20 protein-coding genes are annotated in these 18,871 nt (G+C 63.2%); 12 read left to right on the plus strand and 8 right to left on the minus strand.

Annotated features, from left to right (window positions below; all coding sequences use genetic code 11):
* The first annotated feature begins 56 nt into the window (after positions 1-56).
* The 11 genes from WBP07_RS05475 to WBP07_RS05525 all read left to right on the plus strand — a co-directional run bounded on the left by WBP07_RS05475 (position 57) and on the right by WBP07_RS05525 (position 10,323).
* Complete coding sequence (locus tag WBP07_RS05475) at positions 57-563, plus strand: YbjN domain-containing protein (protein ID WP_395394747.1); 507 nt, start codon at positions 57-59, stop codon at positions 561-563.
* Between the two features lie 120 nt (positions 564-683).
* A complete protein-coding gene (locus WBP07_RS05480) occupies positions 684-938 on the plus strand; it encodes an exodeoxyribonuclease VII small subunit (protein ID WP_395394748.1) in 255 nt (84 codons plus the stop codon).
* A 4-nt stretch (positions 939-942) separates the two neighbouring features.
* Positions 943-1,851 (plus strand): polyprenyl synthetase family protein, encoded by a 909-nt coding sequence (locus WBP07_RS05485; protein WP_395394749.1) that lies wholly within the window; start codon positions 943-945, stop codon positions 1,849-1,851.
* Positions 1,851-2,369: a pantetheine-phosphate adenylyltransferase gene (gene coaD, locus WBP07_RS05490; RefSeq protein WP_395394750.1), complete on the plus strand. Its 519-nt coding sequence runs from the start codon at positions 1,851-1,853 to the stop codon at positions 2,367-2,369. The genes WBP07_RS05485 and coaD overlap by 1 nt, the downstream gene beginning before the upstream one ends.
* An 88-nt stretch (positions 2,370-2,457) precedes the next feature.
* Positions 2,458-3,168: a peptidylprolyl isomerase gene (locus WBP07_RS05495; protein WP_395394751.1), complete on the plus strand. Its 711-nt coding sequence runs from the start codon at positions 2,458-2,460 to the stop codon at positions 3,166-3,168.
* A gap of 51 nt (positions 3,169-3,219) precedes the next feature.
* Positions 3,220-4,254 (plus strand): tRNA preQ1(34) S-adenosylmethionine ribosyltransferase-isomerase QueA, encoded by a 1,035-nt coding sequence (gene queA / locus WBP07_RS05500; RefSeq protein WP_395394752.1) that lies wholly within the window; start codon positions 3,220-3,222, stop codon positions 4,252-4,254.
* Positions 4,255-4,295: 41 nt separating this feature from the next.
* Positions 4,296-5,231, plus strand: coding sequence for an ABC transporter ATP-binding protein (locus tag WBP07_RS05505; RefSeq protein ID WP_395394753.1), 936 nt, complete (start codon positions 4,296-4,298; stop codon positions 5,229-5,231).
* Positions 5,228-6,001, plus strand: a complete 774-nt coding sequence (locus WBP07_RS05510; protein WP_395394755.1) for an ABC transporter permease — start codon at positions 5,228-5,230, stop codon at positions 5,999-6,001. Before WBP07_RS05505 ends, WBP07_RS05510 begins: the two co-directional genes overlap by 4 nt.
* A gap of 77 nt (positions 6,002-6,078) precedes the next feature.
* Positions 6,079-7,107, plus strand: a complete 1,029-nt coding sequence (locus WBP07_RS05515; RefSeq protein ID WP_395394757.1) for a YdiY family protein — start codon at positions 6,079-6,081, stop codon at positions 7,105-7,107.
* Between the two features lie 19 nt (positions 7,108-7,126).
* The gene (tgt, locus tag WBP07_RS05520; protein ID WP_395394758.1) at positions 7,127-8,251 is read left to right on the plus strand and encodes a tRNA guanosine(34) transglycosylase Tgt; all 1,125 of its coding nucleotides are present in this window, start codon (positions 7,127-7,129) and stop codon (positions 8,249-8,251) included.
* 71 nt (positions 8,252-8,322) lie between these two features.
* Complete coding sequence (locus tag WBP07_RS05525; RefSeq protein ID WP_395394759.1) at positions 8,323-10,323, plus strand: alpha/beta hydrolase family protein; 2,001 nt, start codon at positions 8,323-8,325, stop codon at positions 10,321-10,323.
* 52 nt (positions 10,324-10,375) lie between these two features.
* Here WBP07_RS05525 and WBP07_RS05530 read toward each other — a convergent pair whose 3' ends face one another.
* From WBP07_RS05530 to rpiB, 7 genes are all read right to left on the minus strand, one after another.
* A complete protein-coding gene (locus WBP07_RS05530) occupies positions 10,376-10,540 on the minus strand; it encodes a hypothetical protein (protein WP_395394760.1) in 165 nt (54 codons plus the stop codon).
* A 159-nt stretch (positions 10,541-10,699) separates the two neighbouring features.
* Positions 10,700-11,314 carry a 30S ribosomal protein S4 gene (gene rpsD / locus WBP07_RS05535; protein WP_395333458.1) on the minus strand — a complete coding sequence of 205 codons (615 nt, stop codon included), beginning with the start codon at positions 11,312-11,314 and terminating at the stop codon, positions 10,700-10,702.
* Between the two features lie 213 nt (positions 11,315-11,527).
* On the minus strand, positions 11,528-12,268 hold the full coding sequence (locus tag WBP07_RS05540) for an RNA methyltransferase (RefSeq protein ID WP_395395729.1): 741 nt from the start codon (positions 12,266-12,268) through the stop codon (positions 11,528-11,530).
* The gene (gene nrdR / locus WBP07_RS05545; protein ID WP_395394761.1) at positions 12,261-12,749 is read right to left on the minus strand and encodes a transcriptional regulator NrdR; all 489 of its coding nucleotides are present in this window, start codon (positions 12,747-12,749) and stop codon (positions 12,261-12,263) included. The genes WBP07_RS05540 and nrdR overlap by 8 nt, the downstream gene beginning before the upstream one ends.
* Positions 12,750-12,792: 43 nt before the next feature.
* Positions 12,793-13,017 carry a hypothetical protein gene (locus WBP07_RS05550; RefSeq protein ID WP_395394762.1) on the minus strand — a complete coding sequence of 75 codons (225 nt, stop codon included), beginning with the start codon at positions 13,015-13,017 and terminating at the stop codon, positions 12,793-12,795.
* Between the two features lie 18 nt (positions 13,018-13,035).
* Positions 13,036-14,334, minus strand: coding sequence for a serine hydroxymethyltransferase (gene glyA / locus WBP07_RS05555; protein WP_395394763.1), 1,299 nt, complete (start codon positions 14,332-14,334; stop codon positions 13,036-13,038).
* Positions 14,335-14,351: 17 nt separating this feature from the next.
* Positions 14,352-14,789 (minus strand): ribose 5-phosphate isomerase B, encoded by a 438-nt coding sequence (gene rpiB / locus WBP07_RS05560; RefSeq protein WP_395394764.1) that lies wholly within the window; start codon positions 14,787-14,789, stop codon positions 14,352-14,354.
* A 399-nt stretch (positions 14,790-15,188) separates the two neighbouring features.
* On the opposite strand from rpiB, the gene WBP07_RS05565 reads away from it, so the two are divergent.
* Positions 15,189-16,775 (plus strand): M28 family peptidase, encoded by a 1,587-nt coding sequence (locus WBP07_RS05565; protein ID WP_395394766.1) that lies wholly within the window; start codon positions 15,189-15,191, stop codon positions 16,773-16,775.
* 64 nt (positions 16,776-16,839) lie between these two features.
* Here WBP07_RS05565 and rpoD read toward each other — a convergent pair whose 3' ends face one another.
* Positions 16,840-18,852 carry an RNA polymerase sigma factor RpoD gene (rpoD, locus tag WBP07_RS05570; protein WP_395394767.1) on the minus strand — a complete coding sequence of 671 codons (2,013 nt, stop codon included), beginning with the start codon at positions 18,850-18,852 and terminating at the stop codon, positions 16,840-16,842.
* Positions 18,853-18,871: the final 19 nt, after the last annotated feature.

Consider the following 18,871-nt stretch of genomic DNA (forward strand, 5'->3'; position numbering starts at 1 on the left):
AGGGCCCGTTGTGTCACATGAAGAGTGGCGATTGTCCGAATGAAATCAGGGGATTTATGCGAAAAATCACTGCAACTCTCGTCATGGCGTTCGGACTGGCGGCGGCAGGTTCCGCACAGGCCGCCCCAGTCGCAGAGGACGCGAAGGCCGAAACGCCGATGGTGACCGCGAAGTCGCCGGACAGCATCGTCAAGGCATTGCAGGACGCTGGATACCGGGCGCAACTGTCGAAGGATTCGACCGGCGACCCCCTGATCAAGAGCGCGTCTTCAGGCTCGAACTTCTCCATCACGTTCTATGGTTGCACCGACGGTGCCGATTGCTCCAGCGTCCAGTTCTACGCCGGGTGGACCGAGGCGACGCATTGCAGCCTGGAAACCATGAACACGTTCGCGCAGAAGTATCGCTTCGTCACGCCGCTGGTGGACGATGATAAGGACTGCGTGATCCAGTACGATCTCAATCTGGACGAGGGCGGGATGAGCCAGGCGCTGTTCCTGGATACGCTGGAATTCTGGACCGATACGATGTCCACTTTCAAAGACTATATTTACCAGGAATGACGAGGAAAATCCGCGATTTCCCGGTGAAGGGACGGTTGTTCCGGCAACTGCGGACGTGGAAACCGGGAAAGCGCGGATTGCTCCCTTGACCGGCCGATGCGGCAAGGCCATTGCTGGGCCATGGTCGAGGATACAGAAACCATCGAAAGTCTGAGCTTCGAAGACGCGCTGCGCGAGCTTGAAGGCATCGTGCGGCGCCTCGAAAGCGGTGATGTGCCGCTGGAGGATTCGATTACGCTCTACGAAAAGGGTGAGCGTTTGCGCCAGCACTGCCAGAAGCGGCTCGATGCCGCACAGGCCCGGATCGAGCGAATCGTGGCCGGCCCCGATGGCGCGCCGACCGCCACGCAGCCGTTCGACGCGGCGGAACACTGATATCGTGCCGGAGGTCGGGGTGAGCGATCAGCTCCTCGCCGAAGGGCTCGCCACGATTGCGGACGAGATCGATCGTGCGTTCGATGCCCTTTTGCCCGTTCCGGACGATCAGCGCGGGCGCTTGTTCGAAGCGATGCGCTATGCGGCGATCGGGGGCGGCAAGCGCCTGCGTCCGCTGCTGCTGACCTCGGTTGCCGAAATGTATGGCGTGGTGCGCGAGGCTGCCGTTCGTGCGGCGATCGCCATCGAATCGATCCATGTCTATTCGCTGATCCACGACGATCTGCCGTGCATGGACGACGATGCCGTACGCCATGGCAAGCCGACCGTTCATCTCGCTTTCGATGAGGCTACGGCCGTTCTGGCCGGCGATTCGCTGCTGTCCTTCGCATTCGAGGTGTTGAGCGATCCGGCAACCACGGCCGATCCCTTCACCCGGATCGAACTGGTGCAGGCGCTGGCCCATGCCAGCGGTGCCCATGGCATGGCCGGCGGGCAGATGATGGACCTCGTTGCCGAAACCAGCGAGTTCGACCTGCAGACGGTAACCCGCCTTCAGCAGATGAAGACCGGCGCTCTGCTTGCCGCCTCCGTCGAAATGGGGGCGATCCTGGGGCGCATTCCGCCGGAGGGCCGCACGCATCTGCGCGGCTATGCCCGCGACATCGGCCTGGCGTTCCAGATTGCCGACGATCTCATCGATCATGAAGGCAATGCGGAAGTCGCCGGCAAGGCCGTGGGCAAGGACGCGGCGGCGGGCAAGGAGACCTTCGTTTCGCTGCTCGGCCCGGACCGGGCGCGGGAACAGGCCCGCATGCTGGTCGAGCAAGCAATCGGCCATCTGGCGCAGCACGGCAAGGAAGCCGATCTGCTGCGCGCGGTGGCGCGCTACATCATCGAGAGGGATCATTGATGAGTTTGGGGGAGCGCATCGGGGTCTATCCCGGCACTTTCGATCCGATCACGCTGGGCCACGCCGATATCATCCGGCGCGGTTCCAAGCTGGTTGATCGGCTGATCATCGGGGTAACGACCAACCCTTCCAAGAATCCGCTTTTCACGCCTGAAGAGCGCATGGCCATGGTGGAACGCGAAGCGGCGGCCATGGGGATCGACAACGTGACTGTGGTCGGTTTCAACGCGCTGCTGATGAAGTTCGCGCAGAAGCAGGGCGCGACCGTTATAGTGCGAGGCCTGCGCGCGGTTGCCGATTTCGAATACGAGTATCAGATGGCCGGGATGAACCAGCAGCTGAACCCGAACATCGAGACGGTCTTCCTCATGGCCGATGTCAGCCTTCAGCCGATCGCTTCCAAGCTGGTGAAGGAAATCGCCACGTTCGGGGGCGATATCTCGCGGTTCGTCAGCCCGGCCGTGCGTGAGGATGTTGTCGCCCGCATCGCTGCGCAAGGCCTCCAGGGCGACTACTGAGAACGCTTGCGACAAATTCATTCATTGTCACGTCAGGCCGCGCGCTCTATCGCCGCGAGCCTGCACGGCTTCCTTCAGTGAGTAATCGATGACGTTTCGCCTGACTATTGCCACGACCATGATCGGCCTTGCGCTGGCAGCGACGCCCGCTCTGGCGAAGAAGAAGAAGGAAGCACCCGTTCCGGAGGCGGCCCCTACGGCTGCCCCAGCACCTGCACCGGTTCTTTCCGTCCTCGTCGATACCGACATCACGCACGAGCCGGAAAACGTGCTGCTGCTGGACCTGTCGGACGGTGGCCGCGTCGCCATTCGCCTGATGCCGCAGTGGGCGCCGCACCACGTAGAGCGGATCAAGACGCTTACCGAGCAGGGCTTCTACAACGGCATCATCTTCCACCGCGTGATCGAAGGCTTCATGGCGCAGACCGGTGACCCGACGGGCACCGGTCAGGGCGGATCGAAGCTGCCCGACCTTCAGGCCGAGTTCAACTCGATCCCGAACGTGCGCGGCATGGTGGCAATGGCGCGCACCAACGAGCCGAACAGCGCGAACAGCCAGTTCTTCATCGTGTTCTATCCGCGCTTCTCGCTCGATCATAAGTACACCGTGTTTGGCCGCGTGATTTCGGGCATGCAGTACGTGGACGCGATCCAGCGCGGCGAGCCGCCGGCGAACCCGACCAAGATCGTGCAGGCTTCGATGGCTTCGGACAACAAGGCGCCGCCGCCGGCCGCGCCTGCCGCTCCGGCCGCCACCACGATCACCGCCGATCAGCTGAGCAAGTCGAAGTCGAACTGATTTTCTCCGAAAGGGGATGACGTAACGATGGCGCGCGCCTAGACGCGCGCCATGCGCGTTGACCTTTTCGACTTCGATCTACCGACCGAGAACATTGCCCTGAGGCCCGCCCGCCCGCGCGATTCCGCGCGGATGCTGGTGGTGGAAGGGGCCGGCGAGGGCCCATTGGTCGATCGCCACGTCCATGATCTGCCCGGCATCCTGCGCGCCGGCGACATCCTGGTATTCAACGATACCCGCGTCATTCCCGCCCAGCTCGAAGGGCGGCGGGGAGAGGCGAAGATCGGCGCGACACTCCACAAGCGCGTGGACTTGCGCCGTTGGCAGGCTTTCGTCCGCAATGCCAAGCGCCTGAAGTCGGGCGACCGGGTGGAATTTCCCGCCGACGTTACCGCGATTGCCGAGCAGCGGTTGGACGACGGCAGCTGGATCCTGCTGTTCGAGGGCGACGAGCCGGTCGAAGTGCTGCTGGAACGGGCAGGGCGCATGCCGCTGCCGCCCTATATCGCCGGCAAGCGTGAAACCGACGAGGCAGACCGCAGCGACTACCAGACGATGTTCGCCGAAAAGGATGGTGCCGTGGCCGCGCCCACCGCATCGCTTCATTTCACGCCGGAATTGATGGAGCGGCTGGAAGCCGCCGGGATCGAGCGGGAGACGCTGACCCTGCATGTGGGCGCGGGCACGTTCCTGCCGGTGAAGGCGGACGATACGCAGGATCACAAAATGCACGCCGAATGGGGCAGCATCGATCAGGCGACTGCGGATCGCCTGAACGCGGCCCGCGCGGCCGGCCATCGCGTCATCGCCGTGGGCACCACCAGCCTGCGCCTGCTGGAAAGCGCCACGGGCGAGGATGGCGTGATCCGCCCGTTCGAGGGCGACACCGCGATCTTCATCACCCCCGGCTATCGCTTCAAGGCGATCGACGGGCTGATGACCAATTTCCACCTGCCCAAATCCACGTTGTTCATGCTGGTTTCCGCGCTGATGGGGCTGGAACGCATGCAGTCGGTCTATGCCCACGCGATCGAGGACGGCTACCGCTTCTACTCCTACGGGGATTCGAGCATTCTTTTGCCCTGAAAGGACTTGGAACCGTCATCGGTTTCGCGCATCACGCGCTCATGCAAGTTATCCTCGAAATCAAAGGTCTCACAAAGACCTACGATACCGGCTTCACGGCGCTGCACGGTGTAGACCTTTCGATCAACAAGGGCGAGATTTTCGCGCTGCTTGGGCCGAACGGCGCGGGCAAGACGACGCTGATCGGCGCGGTATGCGGGCTCGTTCGTCCCAGTAGCGGTACGATCGATGCCTTCGGCGAAGACATGGCGCGCCATTGGCGCCGCTTGCGCGCCCGCATCGGCCTGGTTCCGCAGGAACTGGCGACCGACATGTTCGAAACCGTGATTCATTCGGTCAATTATTCGCGCGGCCTGTTCGGCCTGGCGCCCGATCCCGCACGGATCGAGGAAATCCTGCGCGCGCTCAGCCTGTGGGACAAGCGCAACGACCAGATCCGTGCGCTCTCAGGCGGGATGAAGCGCCGCGTGCTGATCGCCAAGGCACTGGCGCATGAGCCCGAACTGCTGTTCCTGGACGAGCCCACCGCCGGCGTCGACGTGGAGCTGCGGCGCGACATGTGGGCGCAGATCGCCCAGCTTCGCGATCGGGGCACGACGATCATCCTCACCACCCACTATATCGAGGAGGCCGAGGAAATGGCCGACCGTGTGGGCATCATTCAGGACGGCCGTATCCGCATGGTGGAGGAAACGCGCTCGCTGATGAAGCGGCTGGGCCGGACGGAAGCGCATATCGCGCTGGCCGCGCCGCTGACCGCCGTGCCCGATGTTCTGGAGGGACTGAACGTCAGCCTGGCCGATGACGGTCTGGAACTTGTCTATCGCGGCGGTGACGGATCGGGGCAGGGCAAGGCGGAAGTGGCGCAACTTACCAAGCGCCTTGTCGCGGCGGGCATCGACTACACCGCGATCGACATCCGCGAATCGAGCCTTGAAGACATCTTCGTCGATCTTCTGGAAGGAGCGGCGGCATGATCGCCTTCAACGCGCGCAGCACCTGGACCATCTACAAGCGTGAGGTCATGCGTGCGATGCGCACGGCCATGCAGTCCATCCTTGGGCCGGTTCTGACCACGGTGCTCTATTTCGTCGTCTTTGGCGCGGCGATCGGTGGCCGGATGCAATCGGGCATGGCGGAGGTCAACTACGGTGCCTTCATCGTGCCCGGCCTGCTGTTGCTGACCCTGTTGGGCGAGAGCGTTTCGAACGGCAGCTTCGGCATCTATATGCCGCGCTTCACCGGTGCGATCTACGAACTGCTCTCGGCGCCGGTCGGCGTTGCCGAAACGCTTATCGGCTTCGTTGGCGCGGCGGCGACAAAGTCGCTTATCCTCGCCGCGATCATCCTGACCACGGCAACGTTCTTCGTGGACTACACCATCGTCCACCCGTTCTACACGCTGGGTTTCATCCTGCTGGTTTCGGCCACATTCTCGCTCTTCGGCTTCATTCTGGGCATCTGGGCGGACAGTTTCGAAAAGCTGGGGATCGTGCCGGTGCTGTTCGTGGTGCCGCTGACCTTTCTGGGCGGCACTTTCTATTCGATCGACATGCTGCCAGAGCCCTGGCGCTCGGTGGCGATGGTCAATCCGGTGGTCTATCTGGTGAACGGGTTGCGCTGGTGCTTCTACGGCAAGTCCGATTTTCCGATCGGCATTTCGCTGGCAATGACGCTGGCGTTTCTGGCGGCCTGTGTGGTCCTGATAGCCTGGATTTTCCGGACCGGGTGGCGTCTGCGCGCCTGACGAACAACTGCCCGAATTGGGTGACTGAAGGGGGGACGGCCTGAGGGGGCAGGGACCAGAGTGGATACTTGATTACTATGTCGATGCGTTTGATGGGTCTGCCGTTGCTGTTCGCTGCCGTTCCGGCGCAGGCGCAGACCCCCATTCACCTTCCTCCCGCGCCCGAAGTGGTGCCCTTCGTCGTGCCGATCTGGTCGGTGGAACTGCCGGCCTATCCCTGGCCCATCCCTTTCGTTCCGGCTGGTCCGCCGCGGCTGCCGGAGAACGTGCGCGCCATGCTCGAATCGGCGATCCGCACCGGTGATTCGGCAACCGTCGCCGCCGTCGTGAAAGTTGCGATCGACACGCAGCCTTACGACAAGGACGAGATCCGGGCGATGCAGAAGGCCTTCAATGACGAGGCTGCGCGCCAGCTCGCCGCCAAGGCCAATGCGGAAACCCAGCGCATCCGCAATTCGGACATTCTGGAACTCTGGACTGGCAAAGTGGAACTGGGCGCGTTCCGGGCGACCGGCAACACCAGCAATTTCGGCTACAGCGGTGCGCTGAATCTCGATCGCAAGGGTATCAACTGGCAGCACACGATCCAGGCCACCGCCGATTACCAGAAGGACCGGGGCACGGTAACGCGTGAGCAGTATCTTGCCAGCTATCAGGCGCGCTACACGCTGAACGACGGCCTGTTCACTTTCGGCCGCACCCAGTGGGAAAGCAACAAGATCCAGGGGTATTACGACCGTTATTCGCTTTCGACCGGGCTTGGTTACCGCGTGATCAAGCGCAAGGACCTGACCCTTTCGATGGAATTGGGGCCGGCCGTGCGCCGCACGCTCTACGTTACCGATCCGGCCGAAACCACGTGGTCGACACTGGCTTCGCTCGATTTCGCCTGGAACGTCGACAATGCGGTGAAGTTTACACAGACGGCTTCGTCCTACATCGAGACGGGCAACAGCACCTTCACGACGAATACCGGGATCGAGGCCGGAATGTCGAAGCACCTGAAGGCCAAACTGTCCTATTCGTTCGAACATGAGACCTCGCCACCGGATGGAACGCTGAAGACGGACACGATCTCGCGCTTCTCGCTGGTCTACGGCTTCTGAATTGGATAACGGGCGGGGCATGAACCCCCGTTTCGAATTCTCCATCCACGCCACCGACGGCAAGGCCCGCACCGGCGTCATCAAGATGCGTCGCGGCGAAATCCGCACGCCCGCCTTCATGCCGGTCGGCACTGCCGCCACCGTGAAGGCGATGAAGCCGCAGGACGTGCGCGCCACCGGCGCGGACATCATCCTGGGCAACACCTATCACCTGATGCTGCGCCCTGGTGCGGAACGCGTCGCCCGGCTGGGCGGGCTGCACAAGTTCATGAACTGGGATCGACCGATCCTGACGGACAGTGGCGGCTATCAGGTGATGAGCCTGTCGGACCTCCGCAAGATCACCGAGAATGGCGTGACGTTCGCCAGCCACCTCGACGGTTCGCGCCATTTGCTGACGCCTGAGCGTTCGATGGAAATCCAGCGCCTGCTCGGCTCGGATATCGTCATGTGCTTTGACGAATGCCCGAAGATCGACCAGCCGCGCGACGTGATCGCGCGCTCGATGGAAATGTCGATGCGCTGGGCGAAGCGCAGCCGCGACGGTTTCGACAGCGGCGGCGAGCATGCGGCCAATTCGGCGCTGTTCGGTATCCAGCAGGGCGCGCTGGACGAAGGGCTACGCAAGGCATCGGCCGACGCGCTGATGGACATCGGCTTCGACGGCTATGCCATCGGCGGCCTTGCCGTGGGTGAGGGGCAGGAGGCGATGTTCGCCACGCTGGAATTCGCGCCCCAGCAGCTTCCGGCGGACCGTCCACGCTACCTGATGGGCGTGGGCAAGCCGGACGACCTGGTTGGCGCAGTGGAGCGCGGCGTGGACATGTTCGACTGCGTGCTGCCCAGCCGTTCTGGCCGCAACGGGCAGGCCTTCACCTGGAATGGCCCCCTCAACTTGCGCAATGCCAAGCATGCGGAAGATTCCAACCCGCTGGACGATCGCTGCAAGTGCCCCACTTGCGCCACGTACAGCCGCGCCTACCTGCACCACCTCGTGAAGGCAGGAGAGATCCTGGGATCGATGCTGATGACCGAGCACAACATTTCGTTCTATCAGCAACTGATGCAGGGCATGCGCGATGCCATCGCCGAAAGCCGTTTCGCGGCCTTCGCGGCGGATTTCCGGCGCGATTATTTCGGCTGAGATGTCGGTAATTTAACTTTCTCCTCCGATTGAGGCGGCGCTATCGTGCCAGTTTTGATCGGGGGGATTTCATGAAAAGGTTCGTTGCGTCGGCTTCGCTCGCGGCGCTCGTATGCGGTTGCCTGGCTGCCGGGGCGCAGGCGGCCGCGCCGACGCAGGTCGAGGGTGTGGAGACCGTTGCCGCTCTCTTCGGCGCACGGGAGGCCGTGCACGGCGCAACCCTCTCTCCCAACGGCATGAAGATCGCGATGGTCCAGTCGATCGGCACCGGCGGCACGGCCGTTGCCGTGGCCGAATACGACAAGGACCCCAAGCTTCGTACGCTGGTGATCTCCAGCAGCGCGGCGGAGAAGATCCGCCATTGTTCCTGGCCTTCGGACAGCGAACTGGTTTGCAGCGTTTCGGTCGCGGACAAGGACCTGAACTCTTACACCCGGCTTATCGCGCTCTATCTGGACGGCAGGCCCATGAAGGTGGTCACTGCGGCGGAAAGCTCGCGCGCGCTGGGTTTCACTTGGTACGGCGGCGATGTCATCGACTGGACGGGCGCAAAGCCGGGCGAAGTGCTGATGCTGCGCCAGTACGTGCCTGAACGGGAAATCGGCACCCACCTTGCCAGTTCGCTCGAAGGTTTGGGTGTCGAAAGCGTGGACGTCCGCTCGCTGCGCCGCACGACGGTGGAGAAGCCCGTTCCGGATGCGATGGACTACATCACCGACGGGCGCGGCTCGGTTCGGATAAGGGGCCTCAATCCCACCACCAGCGGCGGCTACGACACCAACGTCATCAACTACTTCTATCGGACGAAAGATGCGCGCTCTTGGGACCTGCTCAGCAAGGTAACCTTCAACGCTTCCGGCTCGACGACCGGATTTCAGCCGGTTGCGGTCGATCCGACGCTGGATGCCGCCTACGGTTTCGATCGCAAGGACGGCTTTATGGCGCTCTATCGCGAGAAGCTGGACGGCAGCAAGGCGCGCGAACTGGTCTTCAGCCAACCCGGGATCGAAGTGGACGATCTGGTTCGCCTGGGCCGGGGGCAGCGGGTCGTCGGCGTTTCCTATGCAGGCGATTATCGCAAGGTGGAGTATTTCGACTCTGAGCTCGCCTCACTGCGGAAGGCTTTGGGCAAGGCTCTGCCCGGCGGGCCTTCGGTGGATTTCATCGATTCGAGCGAGGACGAGAGCAAGCTGGTGACGTTCGTCGGCAGCGACGTCGACCCGGGCCGATACTACCTTTACGACAAGGGATCGCGGCATCTTGAAGAAGTCCTGCCGCTGCGGCCCGGACTTGCAGGACGCAAGCTGGCCGAGATGAAGCCGGTGCAGTTTCCAGCGGCTGACGGCACGATGATCCCCGGATACCTGACCCTCCCGCCGGGCAGCGATGGCAAGAACCTGCCGGCGATCGTCATGCCGCACGGCGGCCCTTCCTCGCGCGACGAATGGGGCTTCGACTGGCTGGTGCAGTTCTTCGCTGCGCGCGGTTTTGCTGTGCTTCAGCCGAATTTCCGTGGATCGGCAGGCTTTGGCGAGGCGTGGTTCGAGAAGAACGGCTTCCAGTCCTGGCGAACCGCCGTGGGTGACGTCGACGATGCGGGACGCTGGCTGCTGTCGAGCGGGGTGGCCGCAAAGGGCAAGCTGGCGATCGTCGGCTGGTCCTATGGCGGTTATGCCGCGCTTCAATCGGGCGTGCTTGATCCCGGGCTCTACAAGGCAATCGTGGCGATTGCGCCGGTGACCGATCTCAGCGCCCTGCGGCAGGATCACGTCACCCGCACTGACTACCGTCTGGTCGACCAGCAGATCGGCTCCGGGCCGCACGTGACGCAAGGGTCGCCCGCGCAGAATGCCGCCGCGATCCAGGTGCCTGTGCTGATGTTCCACGGAGAGTGGGACCTGAACGTCAATGTCCGCCAGTCGCAGATGATGGAGCGGCGTTTGCGGGACGCCGGAAAGCAGGTGGAACTGGTAACGTTCCCGGGGCTTGCGCATTCACTGGACGACAGTGCGGCGCGCACCAAAGTCCTGCAGCAGAGCGACAGCTTCCTTCGTCAGGCGATGGGGCTTTAAGAGGGATGTTGGAGCGGCGGATCCGGTTTTGGGCCGGATCCGCCGTTTCAGCTCAGGCCTTGCTGCATTCCAGCGTCGTTTCGGGATAAGCCACGAAACGGCCCGAGCGGGGATCGAGGAAACCGGCGCCGATGCGGCTGGCGAAGCGCTGTGCCATTTCGAGCGTGGCGTACCATTTGCCGGTGTGATGCGGGGTGACGAATTTGAATCGAGACATGGTGCTGGTCCAATGCCTGCGATCCGTGTCGGTTCCCTGACAGTTCGCTCATCCCGCCGCAAATTCAGGCACTTCGTCGCAGGGCAACAATTCCTCACAAACAAAAAAGGGCGGCTCCGAAGAGCCGCCCTTCCTATTTCTGGTCGAAAGACCCGAAACTTAGCGCGAGTAGAACTCGACGACCAGGTTCGGTTCCATCTTCACCGGATAGGGCACTTCGTCCAGCGTCGGAACGCGAACGAAGGTCACCTTGTCGGTGCCGTCCTGAGCGACGTAGTCGGGGACGTCACGCTCGGGCAGAGCCTGCGCTTCGACGATCAGGGCCATTTCCTTGGCCTTGTTGCCGAGGCTGATGATGTCACCAACCTTCACGCGACGCGAAGCGATGTTGCACTTCACGCCGTTGACGCGGATGTGGCCGTGCGAAACGATCTGGCGAGCCGCGAAGATGGTCGGCGCGAACTTGGAACGGTACACGACCATGTCCAGGCGCTGCTCGAGCAGGCCGATCAGGTTCTGGCCGGTGTCGCCCTTCATGCGCGAGGCTTCCTGGTAGGTAGCCTTGAACTGCTTCTCGGTCACGTCGCCGTAGTAGCCCTTGAGCTTCTGCTTGGCGCGCAGCTGCAGACCGTAGTCCGACAGCTTGCCCTTGCGGCGCTGGCCGTGCTGGCCGGGGCCGTAGCTGCGGCGGTTGACCGAGCTCTTCGGGCGACCCCAGATGTTCTCGCCCATGCGACGGTCGAGTTTGTACTTGGCGCTCTTGCGCTTCGACATAAGTCGTCTCCTTTTCTGCTTGCCGCCTCCACTGTGGAAGCGATCCATGTTTTCCCGGGGCGCACCATTCCGCCTATTTCGCGGAATGCGGCCGCCGCTTCACCGGGGTGCGGGGCCGAATGGACAGACCTGTCAAGAAGGCAGGCGCCATGTGAAGGGGTGCCCCATACGGGCTCGGGCAGGAATGTCAAGCAAGACTGGTGGGGAACCCCATCAATCTCGCGGGCGACGGCTGTTTCCGAGGGCAGAGAGCACACCGCGAAGGGTGCGCACTTCGAGGTGATTCCAGCCCGGCTTCGTCAGAAGATTGCGCAAGGTCAGCCGGTTGGCCGCCGCGCGCGTTTCGGGCCAGAAATAGTTCTTGGGTTCGAGCAATTGCTCGAAATGGCCGATGAGGCCTTCCAATTCTTCTTGCGGGGCAGGGGGGAGCAATTCCTCCTGCGTGGGCTGCGCGAGTTCGCCGGACGCCGTTGCGCCCTTCGACCATTCATAGGCGCAAAGGATCACTGCCTGCGCCAGATTGAGCGAGGCGAATTCGGGATTGATCGGCACCGTCAGGATCGCGCGGGCGAGTGCGACATCCTCAGTCTCCAGTCCCGAACGCTCGGGGCCGAACACGTAGGCAGAGCGCCCTTGCGCTTCATGGACTTCGCGCGCGGCCTGTTCGGGCGTGACGACCGGCTTGGTGACGCCGCGCTTGCGCACGGTGGTGGCATATACGTTGGCGCAGTCCGCCACGGCTTCCGCCAGCGTCTCGAAGACTTCGGCGTGTTCCAGCACCACGTCCGCACCGGCAGCGGCGGGGCCGGCCGAGGGATTGGGCCAGCCATCGCGCGGAGCGACCAGGCGCATCTCTGCCAAACCGAAGTTGAGCATGGCGCGGGCGGCCTTGCCGATGTTTTCGCCCAGCTGCGGGCGGACCAGCACGATGACCGGCTTGTTCACGTCAGCCATTGTCAGCGTCCTTTGCAGCACCTTGACCTGCGACATCGCGCACGGTGCCTGCGAATGCCTCAAAATCGCGCGCTTCGTTGAAGGCGCGGTAGACGGAGGCGAAGCGGATATAGGCGACGGAATCGAGCTGGCGCAGCCCTTCCATCACCATCTCGCCGATTTCGCGCGACGGGACTTCGGATTCGCCCAGCGTTTCGACCTGGCGCTGCACGCCGGAGACGAGCTGGTCGATCTTCTCCCGCTCGATCCCGCGTTTGCGGCAAGCGAGGGTGACGGACTGCTCGATCTTCGCACGGTCGAACGGCTCGCGCGCATCGTCGCTCTTCACGACAGTGATCTCGCGAAGTTGGACGCGTTCGAACGTGGTGAACCGCGCGCCGCAGCTGGAACACTGGCGGCGGCGGCGGATCGCCGTGTTGTCCTCGGTCGGGCGGCTGTCCTTGACCTGAGAATCGTCGTGGGCGCAGAAAGGACAGCGCATTCAGTCAGTTACTTTCAATGCTTGGAAACAGTCTGCTTTGTGCTCAGGGGCGCACGCGCTTGTAGAACTGGTATCCCGCACCGACCGCAAGGCCGAGCGGGATCGAGACGAACGGCAGCACGGCACCGGCGACCGCCCCCGCCGCGCCCCAGATCAGCACCGGCTTGGTCGATGGATGGTCAAGGCCATCCTGCAGCATTCCGGCCAGCTCATGGCGGGCGTCGGAAATGAAATCACCAGTGTCGTTGGGGCGGTCAGGGTCGGTCATGGCACTAAGGCTCCTGAATCAGTCCTCGTAGATCGGGAATCGATCGCACAGCGCTTCAACGCGCGCGCGAACGTTCTGCTCCACCTGAGCGTCGCCCGCTTCGCCGCACTTGGCAAGGCCGTCGAGCACGTCGGCGACCATGTTGCCGATTTCGCGGAATTCTTCCGGACCGAAGCCGCGGGTGGTGCCGGCAGGCGAACCCACGCGGATGCCGCTGGTCTTCATCGGCGGCAGCGGATCGAAGGGGATGCCGTTCTTGTTGCAGGTGATGCCTGCACGTTCCAGCGCCTCATCCGCGTCCTTGCCGGTCACGCCCAGCGGAGAGAGGTCGATCAGGGCGAGGTGGGTGTCGGTGCCGCCCGAAACGATCGCTGCGCCACGCTCCTTGAGCGTTTCGGCGAGGACCTTGGCGTTCTCGATCACGCGCGCGGCGTAGTCCTTGAACTCGGGACGCAGCGCTTCACCGAAGGCAACGGCCTTGGCGGCGACGACGTGCATCAGCGGGCCGCCCTGCAGGCCGGGGAACACTGCCGAGTTGATCTTCTTCGCCAGCGCCTCGTCATTGGTGAGGATCATGCCGCCACGGGGGCCGCGCAGCGTCTTGTGCGTGGTGGTGGTGGCGATGTGCGCGTGCGGGAACGGCGAGGGGTGCAGGCCAGCGGCGACGAGGCCGGCGAAGTGCGCCATGTCGACCTGGAACAGCGCGCCAACGCTGTCGGCGATTTCGCGCATGCGCTTGAAGTCGATCACGCGCGGATAGGCGGAGCCGCCGGCAATGATCAGCTTGGGCTGGTGCTCCTTGGCCAGGGCCTCAACCTCATCGTAGTCGATCAGGTGGGTGTCCTTGGTCACGCCGTACTGCACGGCCTTGAACCACTTGCCCGAAAGCGCGGCGCGGGCGCCGTGGGTAAGGTGGCCGCCGGCATCGAGGCTCATGCCCATGATGGTGTCGCCCGGCTTCACGGTGGCGAGGAGCACGGCGCCGTTGGCCTGCGCCCCCGAGTGGGGCTGCACGTTGGCGAACTGGCAATCGAACAGCTGCTTGGCGCGTTCGATGGCCAGCGTCTCGACTTCGTCCGAAGGCTCACAACCCTGGTAGTAGCGCTTGCCGGGGTAACCCTCGGCATACTTGTTGGTCAGCACTGAGCCCTGGGCTTCGAGCACGGCCTTGGAAACGATGTTTTCCGAGGCGATCAGTTCGATCTGCTTGCGCTCACGCTTCAGCTCGTGGCCGATGGCCTTGGCGACGGCGGGGTCGCTGTCGGCAACGCCGTCAGTAAAGAAGCCGGCGGAACGGATGGCGGTTTCTACAGTCATGTTCGGGCTTCTCCGTTTCAGAAGACGGGGTTGGAAAGCTTTTCGACGCGGCCGGCGTGGCGTCCGCCACCGAACTCGGTCGAAAGGAATGCATCGAGGCAGGCCTTGGCCATGTCTTCGCCGGTCAGGCGAGCGCCCATGGCGATGACGTTGGCGTCGTTGTGTTCACGCGCCAGCGCGGCCGAAAGTGGCTCGGAGACGAGTGCACAGCGGCAGGCCGGGTCGCGGTTCACGGCGATCGAAATGCCGATGCCAGAGCCGCAGAGGGCGACGCCGAACTGGGCGGTGCCGTCAGCTACGACCGAGGCCAGCTTGTAGCCATAGTCGGGGTAGTCGACGCGGTCGGCGGTTTCGGGGCCGAGATCGGCGACTTCGTGGCCGAGTTCGATGAGGTATTCACGCAGGGTCGCCTTGAGGTCGACGGCGGCGTGGTCTGAAGCAATCGCAATGCGCATGGGATCGGTTTGCCTGTCCTGATGCGGGGAGTCGTTTGCGCACCCCCTTAGTCGTGAGTTCGTCGCAATGCCACCATTGTCGACAACACCGGTTGCAATTGCCGGAAGTGGGCCATTTGAACGGGATTTTCGAAGAAATGCGGGCGGAATGACGCGCTTTGGGCGGAACCGTGCTGCATTTCAAAGCTTTGCCGTCCACCTGGTTGGACCGGCCTGCAATTGACAGCCTTGGCGGCAGGACGGATGTTCTCCCTTTCTGCGAAGGGGTTAGCGGTGAAGTCGGCAAAGCTTTTGATCGTTTCGCTGCTTCTGGCGGTTGTCCTTGCCGTATTGGGGACGACACCGCCGCGATCCGCGCCTGTTAATGCCCCTGATGATGCGTTTTCGGCTGGCAGGGCAATGACGGCTATCGCCCAGATCGGTCGCGCGCCGCATCCCAGCGGTTCGGCGGAACATGAAGCACTGCGCGGTTATCTGATGAACCGATTCGGCGGATTCGGCATGGCCGTGCATACGCAGGAGGCGCTTTTCCCGGAGGATGCGCGGGACAAGCTGAACCATCGTAGCGGCGCGCAGATGGCGCAGATCCCGCTGGTCAATATCGTTGCAGTGTTGCCGGGCAAGGACCGCGATCTGCCGGCAGTGGCACTCATGGCGCATTACGACAGCGTATGGGGATCCCCGGCAGCGGCTGACGATGGCGCCGGTGTCGCCTCGATCCTGGAGACGATGCGCGCGCTTTCGCTGGACAAGGAGCGCCGCCGCGACGTGATCGTGGTGCTGACCGATGGTGAGGAAGTGGGGCTCAACGGTGCCCAGCTGTTCTTCGGCCAAGCGCCGGAGGCGAAGCGGATCGGTGCGCTGATCAACCTTGAGACGCGTGGAGGAGGGGGCAAGGCCAACCTGTTCCAGACCTCGGCGATGAATGGGGACGTGGCGCGGCTCTGGGCGTTGACCGCGCCGCATCCGGCGGGAACTTCGCTGGCGACGTTCATCTATAGCGTCTTGCCCAACGATACCGACCTGACCGTGGCGCTGCCGCATGGCTATGCGGCGTGGAACTTCGCGTTCATCGGCCGGCCGGGGCTTTATCATTCTCCGATGGCGACGCCGGCCAATCTCGATCAGGGTTCGTTACAGCAGATGGGCGAGCAGACGCTGGGCCTGGCACGCGCGATGGCCAAGGCGCCGGAACTGCCGGGCAAGTCGCCCGATATCGTGTTCTTCGACGTGTTCGGGCTGTTCGCCGTCCACTACGCGGTGTGGTGGGGCTGGGCGATGTTGGCGGTCGGTTTCGTGGGCTACGGAACACTGGCGTTGCGCCGTTTCGACGGGCGCGCATTTCTTGGCGGCGCGACGCGAATGCTGGGGTTGATCGTGGTGACCGCTGGCGTGCTCTATGCGCTCAACCTGCTTTCGGGGGCGGACGGTCCGGTCAATTACTACGATCGCCTTGCCGCGATCCCCAGGCTGCAGATCATGGCCTTCTGCACGAGCATTGCCGTGGCCGCGCTGTTGGTTGGACGGAAGCCGGATGGCGTGGCGGGTGAAGCGGGGCTGGTCTTGCCGGTGTTCCTGGCGGGCGTGGCGTTTCAGACTTTCGCTCCGGCCGCGGCTTATGTTCTGGCGGTGCCGCTTTTTCTGGGCGGCGTGGTGGCGCTGCTGCGCGCTTTCAATCGCGATAGCCTGGCGCGCGCGATGGGTGTGCTGGTTGCCGGCGTAGTCACGGGATACGCGTTGATGCTCGGCTATTCGCTTTTGCAGGCGGTTGGGCCGAGCTTGCCGATGGTCGCGGTTCTGCCGCTGGCCATCGCCGTTTGCGCGCTGTTGCCGCTGCGCGTGCCGCTTTCGCTGCGCGGATCGCAAGCGCTGGCGGTGCTGTTGGTGATGGCCTCTATAGGCGTTGCCCTATGGGTTCGGCTCGATGCGCCGGCGCCGACCGTCGCGGCCTACACCGACGCGCGCAAGGATACCGGACGGCGATAGCGCAAACGAAAACGCCCGCAACCGAGGTTGCGGGCGTTTTCAAAGTCTCTCTTTTCCGTCGAACTTACTGGTCGAGGAACGAGCGCATCTTGCGGCTGCGGCTCGGGTGCTTGAGCTTGCGCAGCGCTTTCGCCTCGATCTGGCGGATACGTTCGCGGGTGACCGAGAACTGCTGGCCGACTTCCTCAAGCGTGTGGTCGGTGTTCATGCCGATGCCGAAGCGCATGCGCAGCACGCGTTCCTCACGCGGGGTGAGCGAGGCAAGGACGCGGGTGACCGTTTCCTTGAGGTTTGCCTGGATCGCCGCGTCGACCGGGATGATCGCGTTCTTGTCCTCGATGAAGTCACCCAGGTGCGAATCTTCCTCATCACCGATCGGCGTTTCGAGGGAGATCGGCTCCTTGGCGATCTTCATCACCTTGCGCACCTTTTCGAGCGGCATCGACAGGCGCTCGGCCATTTCTTCCGGCGTGGGCTCGCGGCCCTGCTCGTGGAGGAACTGGCGGCTGGTGCGGACCAGCTTGTTGATCGTCTCGATCATGTGGACCGGGATACGGATCGTGCGGGCCTGATCAGCGATCGAACGCGTGATCGCCTGACGGATCCACCAGGTGGCGTAGGTCGAGAACTTGTAGCCGCGGCGGTACTCGAACTTGTCGACCGCCTTCATCAGGCCGATGTTGCCTTCCTGGATGAGGTCCAGGAACTGCAGGCCGCGGTTCGTGTATTTCTTGGCGATCGAGATCACCAGGCGCAGATTCGCCTCGACCATTTCCTTCTTGGCAATGCGCGCCTCGCGCTCGCCCTTCTGGACCATGTTGACGATGCGGCGGAATTCCGGAAGCGCCATGCCGGTGGCGGCGGCGATGTCCGAGACTTCCGAACGGATGCGCTCGACTGAATCGGCCTCGTTATCCGCGAAGGCGGCCCACTTCTTGTCCTTCTTGGACATGTCGGTGAGCCAGGTGTCGTCCAACTCGCGGCCCACGTAGGTTTCGAGGAAGTCGGCGCGCTTTACCTTGTGACGCTCCGCCAGGCGCAGCATCTGACCGCCAAGGGCGGTCAGGCGGCGGTTGAAGGCGTAGAGGTTGTCGACAAGGTATTCGATCTTCGTCGCGTGGAACTTCACCGATTCGACTTGCGCGGTCAGTTCCTCGCGCAGCGACTGGTACTGTTCTTCCTTGGCGGCGGGGAAATCGATGCCAAGTGCCAGCGCCTCCAGACGCTCCGACTGAAGGCGCTCGAAAGCCTGGAACAGCTCGGTGATGAGCATGAACTTCTCAAGCGCTTCGGGCTTGAGGGCCGCTTCCATCTGGGCGAGGCTGAGGGTGTTGTCCTCTTCCTCTTCCTCGGCCTGGCGCTTGGGGATCGGGTTGCCGTCCTCGTCCACCTCTTCCGAGTTGTCCTCGTCCGCATCGTCCTCGTCCTTGAAAGAGGGGCCGGCGGTGGCTTCGCTGATCTCGCCGTCCTCGTCGCTCTCGCCGTCCTCGTTAAGGCTTTCGGGCGCGGGTTCCTTGGACAGCATCGCGTCGAGATCGAGGATCTCGCGCAGCTGCATCTCACCGTTGTTGAGTGCTTCGGACCACTGGATGATCGCGTGGAAGGTGATCGGGCTCTCGCAGAGGCCCAGGATCATCATGTCGCGGCCGGATTCGATACGCTTGGCGATGGCGATTTCGCCTTCGCGACTGAGCAGTTCGACCGCGCCCATCTCGCGCAGGTACATGCGCACGGGGTCGTCGGTACGCTCGACCGTTTCCTTCTTCTTCGCGTCCACGACCATGCGCGGGGCGGTATCGTCGGAATCGACTTCCTCGACATCGTCGTCCGAATCGGCCTGGCCATCGGCGTCTTCGTCACTCTCGACGATGTTGACGCCCATTTCCGAGATCGCGGCCATAATGTCCTCGATCTGGTCGGTGGACATCTGGTCTTGAGGGAGAGCCTCATTCAGTTCGTCAACAGTGATGACCCCCCGACGCTTGGCGCGGGCAATCAGCTTCTTGATCGAAGCCTCATTGAGGTCGATCAGCGGCGCATCGTCGTTGGTATCGCCGGTGTTGTCGTTCTTGCTCATTCTTCCGCCGTATCCCCGT

The organism is Novosphingobium oxfordense (genome assembly GCF_044029435.1).
GTDB lineage: Bacteria > Pseudomonadota > Alphaproteobacteria > Sphingomonadales > Sphingomonadaceae > Novosphingobium.

Bases quoted from the DNA above. Each gene is read 5' to 3' on its own strand.
- WBP07_RS05475 (WP_395394747.1), top strand. From the start codon at position 57: ATGCGAAAAATCACTGCAACTCTCGTCATGGCGTTCGGACTGGCGGCG.
- WBP07_RS05480 (WP_395394748.1), top strand. From the start codon at position 684: ATGGTCGAGGATACAGAAACCATCGAAAGTCTGAGCTTCGAAGACGCG.
- coaD (WP_395394750.1), top strand. From the start codon at position 1,851: ATGAGTTTGGGGGAGCGCATCGGGGTCTATCCCGGCACTTTCGATCCG.
- WBP07_RS05495 (WP_395394751.1), top strand. From the start codon at position 2,458: ATGACGTTTCGCCTGACTATTGCCACGACCATGATCGGCCTTGCGCTG.
- queA (WP_395394752.1), top strand. From the start codon at position 3,220: ATGCGCGTTGACCTTTTCGACTTCGATCTACCGACCGAGAACATTGCC.
- WBP07_RS05505 (WP_395394753.1), top strand. From the start codon at position 4,296: ATGCAAGTTATCCTCGAAATCAAAGGTCTCACAAAGACCTACGATACC.
- WBP07_RS05510 (WP_395394755.1), top strand. From the start codon at position 5,228: ATGATCGCCTTCAACGCGCGCAGCACCTGGACCATCTACAAGCGTGAG.
- WBP07_RS05515 (WP_395394757.1), top strand. From the start codon at position 6,079: ATGTCGATGCGTTTGATGGGTCTGCCGTTGCTGTTCGCTGCCGTTCCG.
- tgt (WP_395394758.1), top strand. From the start codon at position 7,127: ATGAACCCCCGTTTCGAATTCTCCATCCACGCCACCGACGGCAAGGCC.
- WBP07_RS05525 (WP_395394759.1), top strand. From the start codon at position 8,323: ATGAAAAGGTTCGTTGCGTCGGCTTCGCTCGCGGCGCTCGTATGCGGT.
- WBP07_RS05530 (WP_395394760.1), bottom strand. From the start codon at position 10,540: ATGTCTCGATTCAAATTCGTCACCCCGCATCACACCGGCAAATGGTAC.
- rpsD (WP_395333458.1), bottom strand. From the start codon at position 11,314: ATGTCGAAGCGCAAGAGCGCCAAGTACAAACTCGACCGTCGCATGGGC.
- WBP07_RS05540 (WP_395395729.1), bottom strand. From the start codon at position 12,268: ATGGCTGACGTGAACAAGCCGGTCATCGTGCTGGTCCGCCCGCAGCTG.
- nrdR (WP_395394761.1), bottom strand. From the start codon at position 12,749: ATGCGCTGTCCTTTCTGCGCCCACGACGATTCTCAGGTCAAGGACAGC.
- WBP07_RS05550 (WP_395394762.1), bottom strand. From the start codon at position 13,017: ATGACCGACCCTGACCGCCCCAACGACACTGGTGATTTCATTTCCGAC.
- glyA (WP_395394763.1), bottom strand. From the start codon at position 14,334: ATGACTGTAGAAACCGCCATCCGTTCCGCCGGCTTCTTTACTGACGGC.
- rpiB (WP_395394764.1), bottom strand. From the start codon at position 14,789: ATGCGCATTGCGATTGCTTCAGACCACGCCGCCGTCGACCTCAAGGCG.
- WBP07_RS05565 (WP_395394766.1), top strand. From the start codon at position 15,189: ATGACGGCTATCGCCCAGATCGGTCGCGCGCCGCATCCCAGCGGTTCG.
- rpoD (WP_395394767.1), bottom strand. From the start codon at position 18,852: ATGAGCAAGAACGACAACACCGGCGATACCAACGACGATGCGCCGCTG.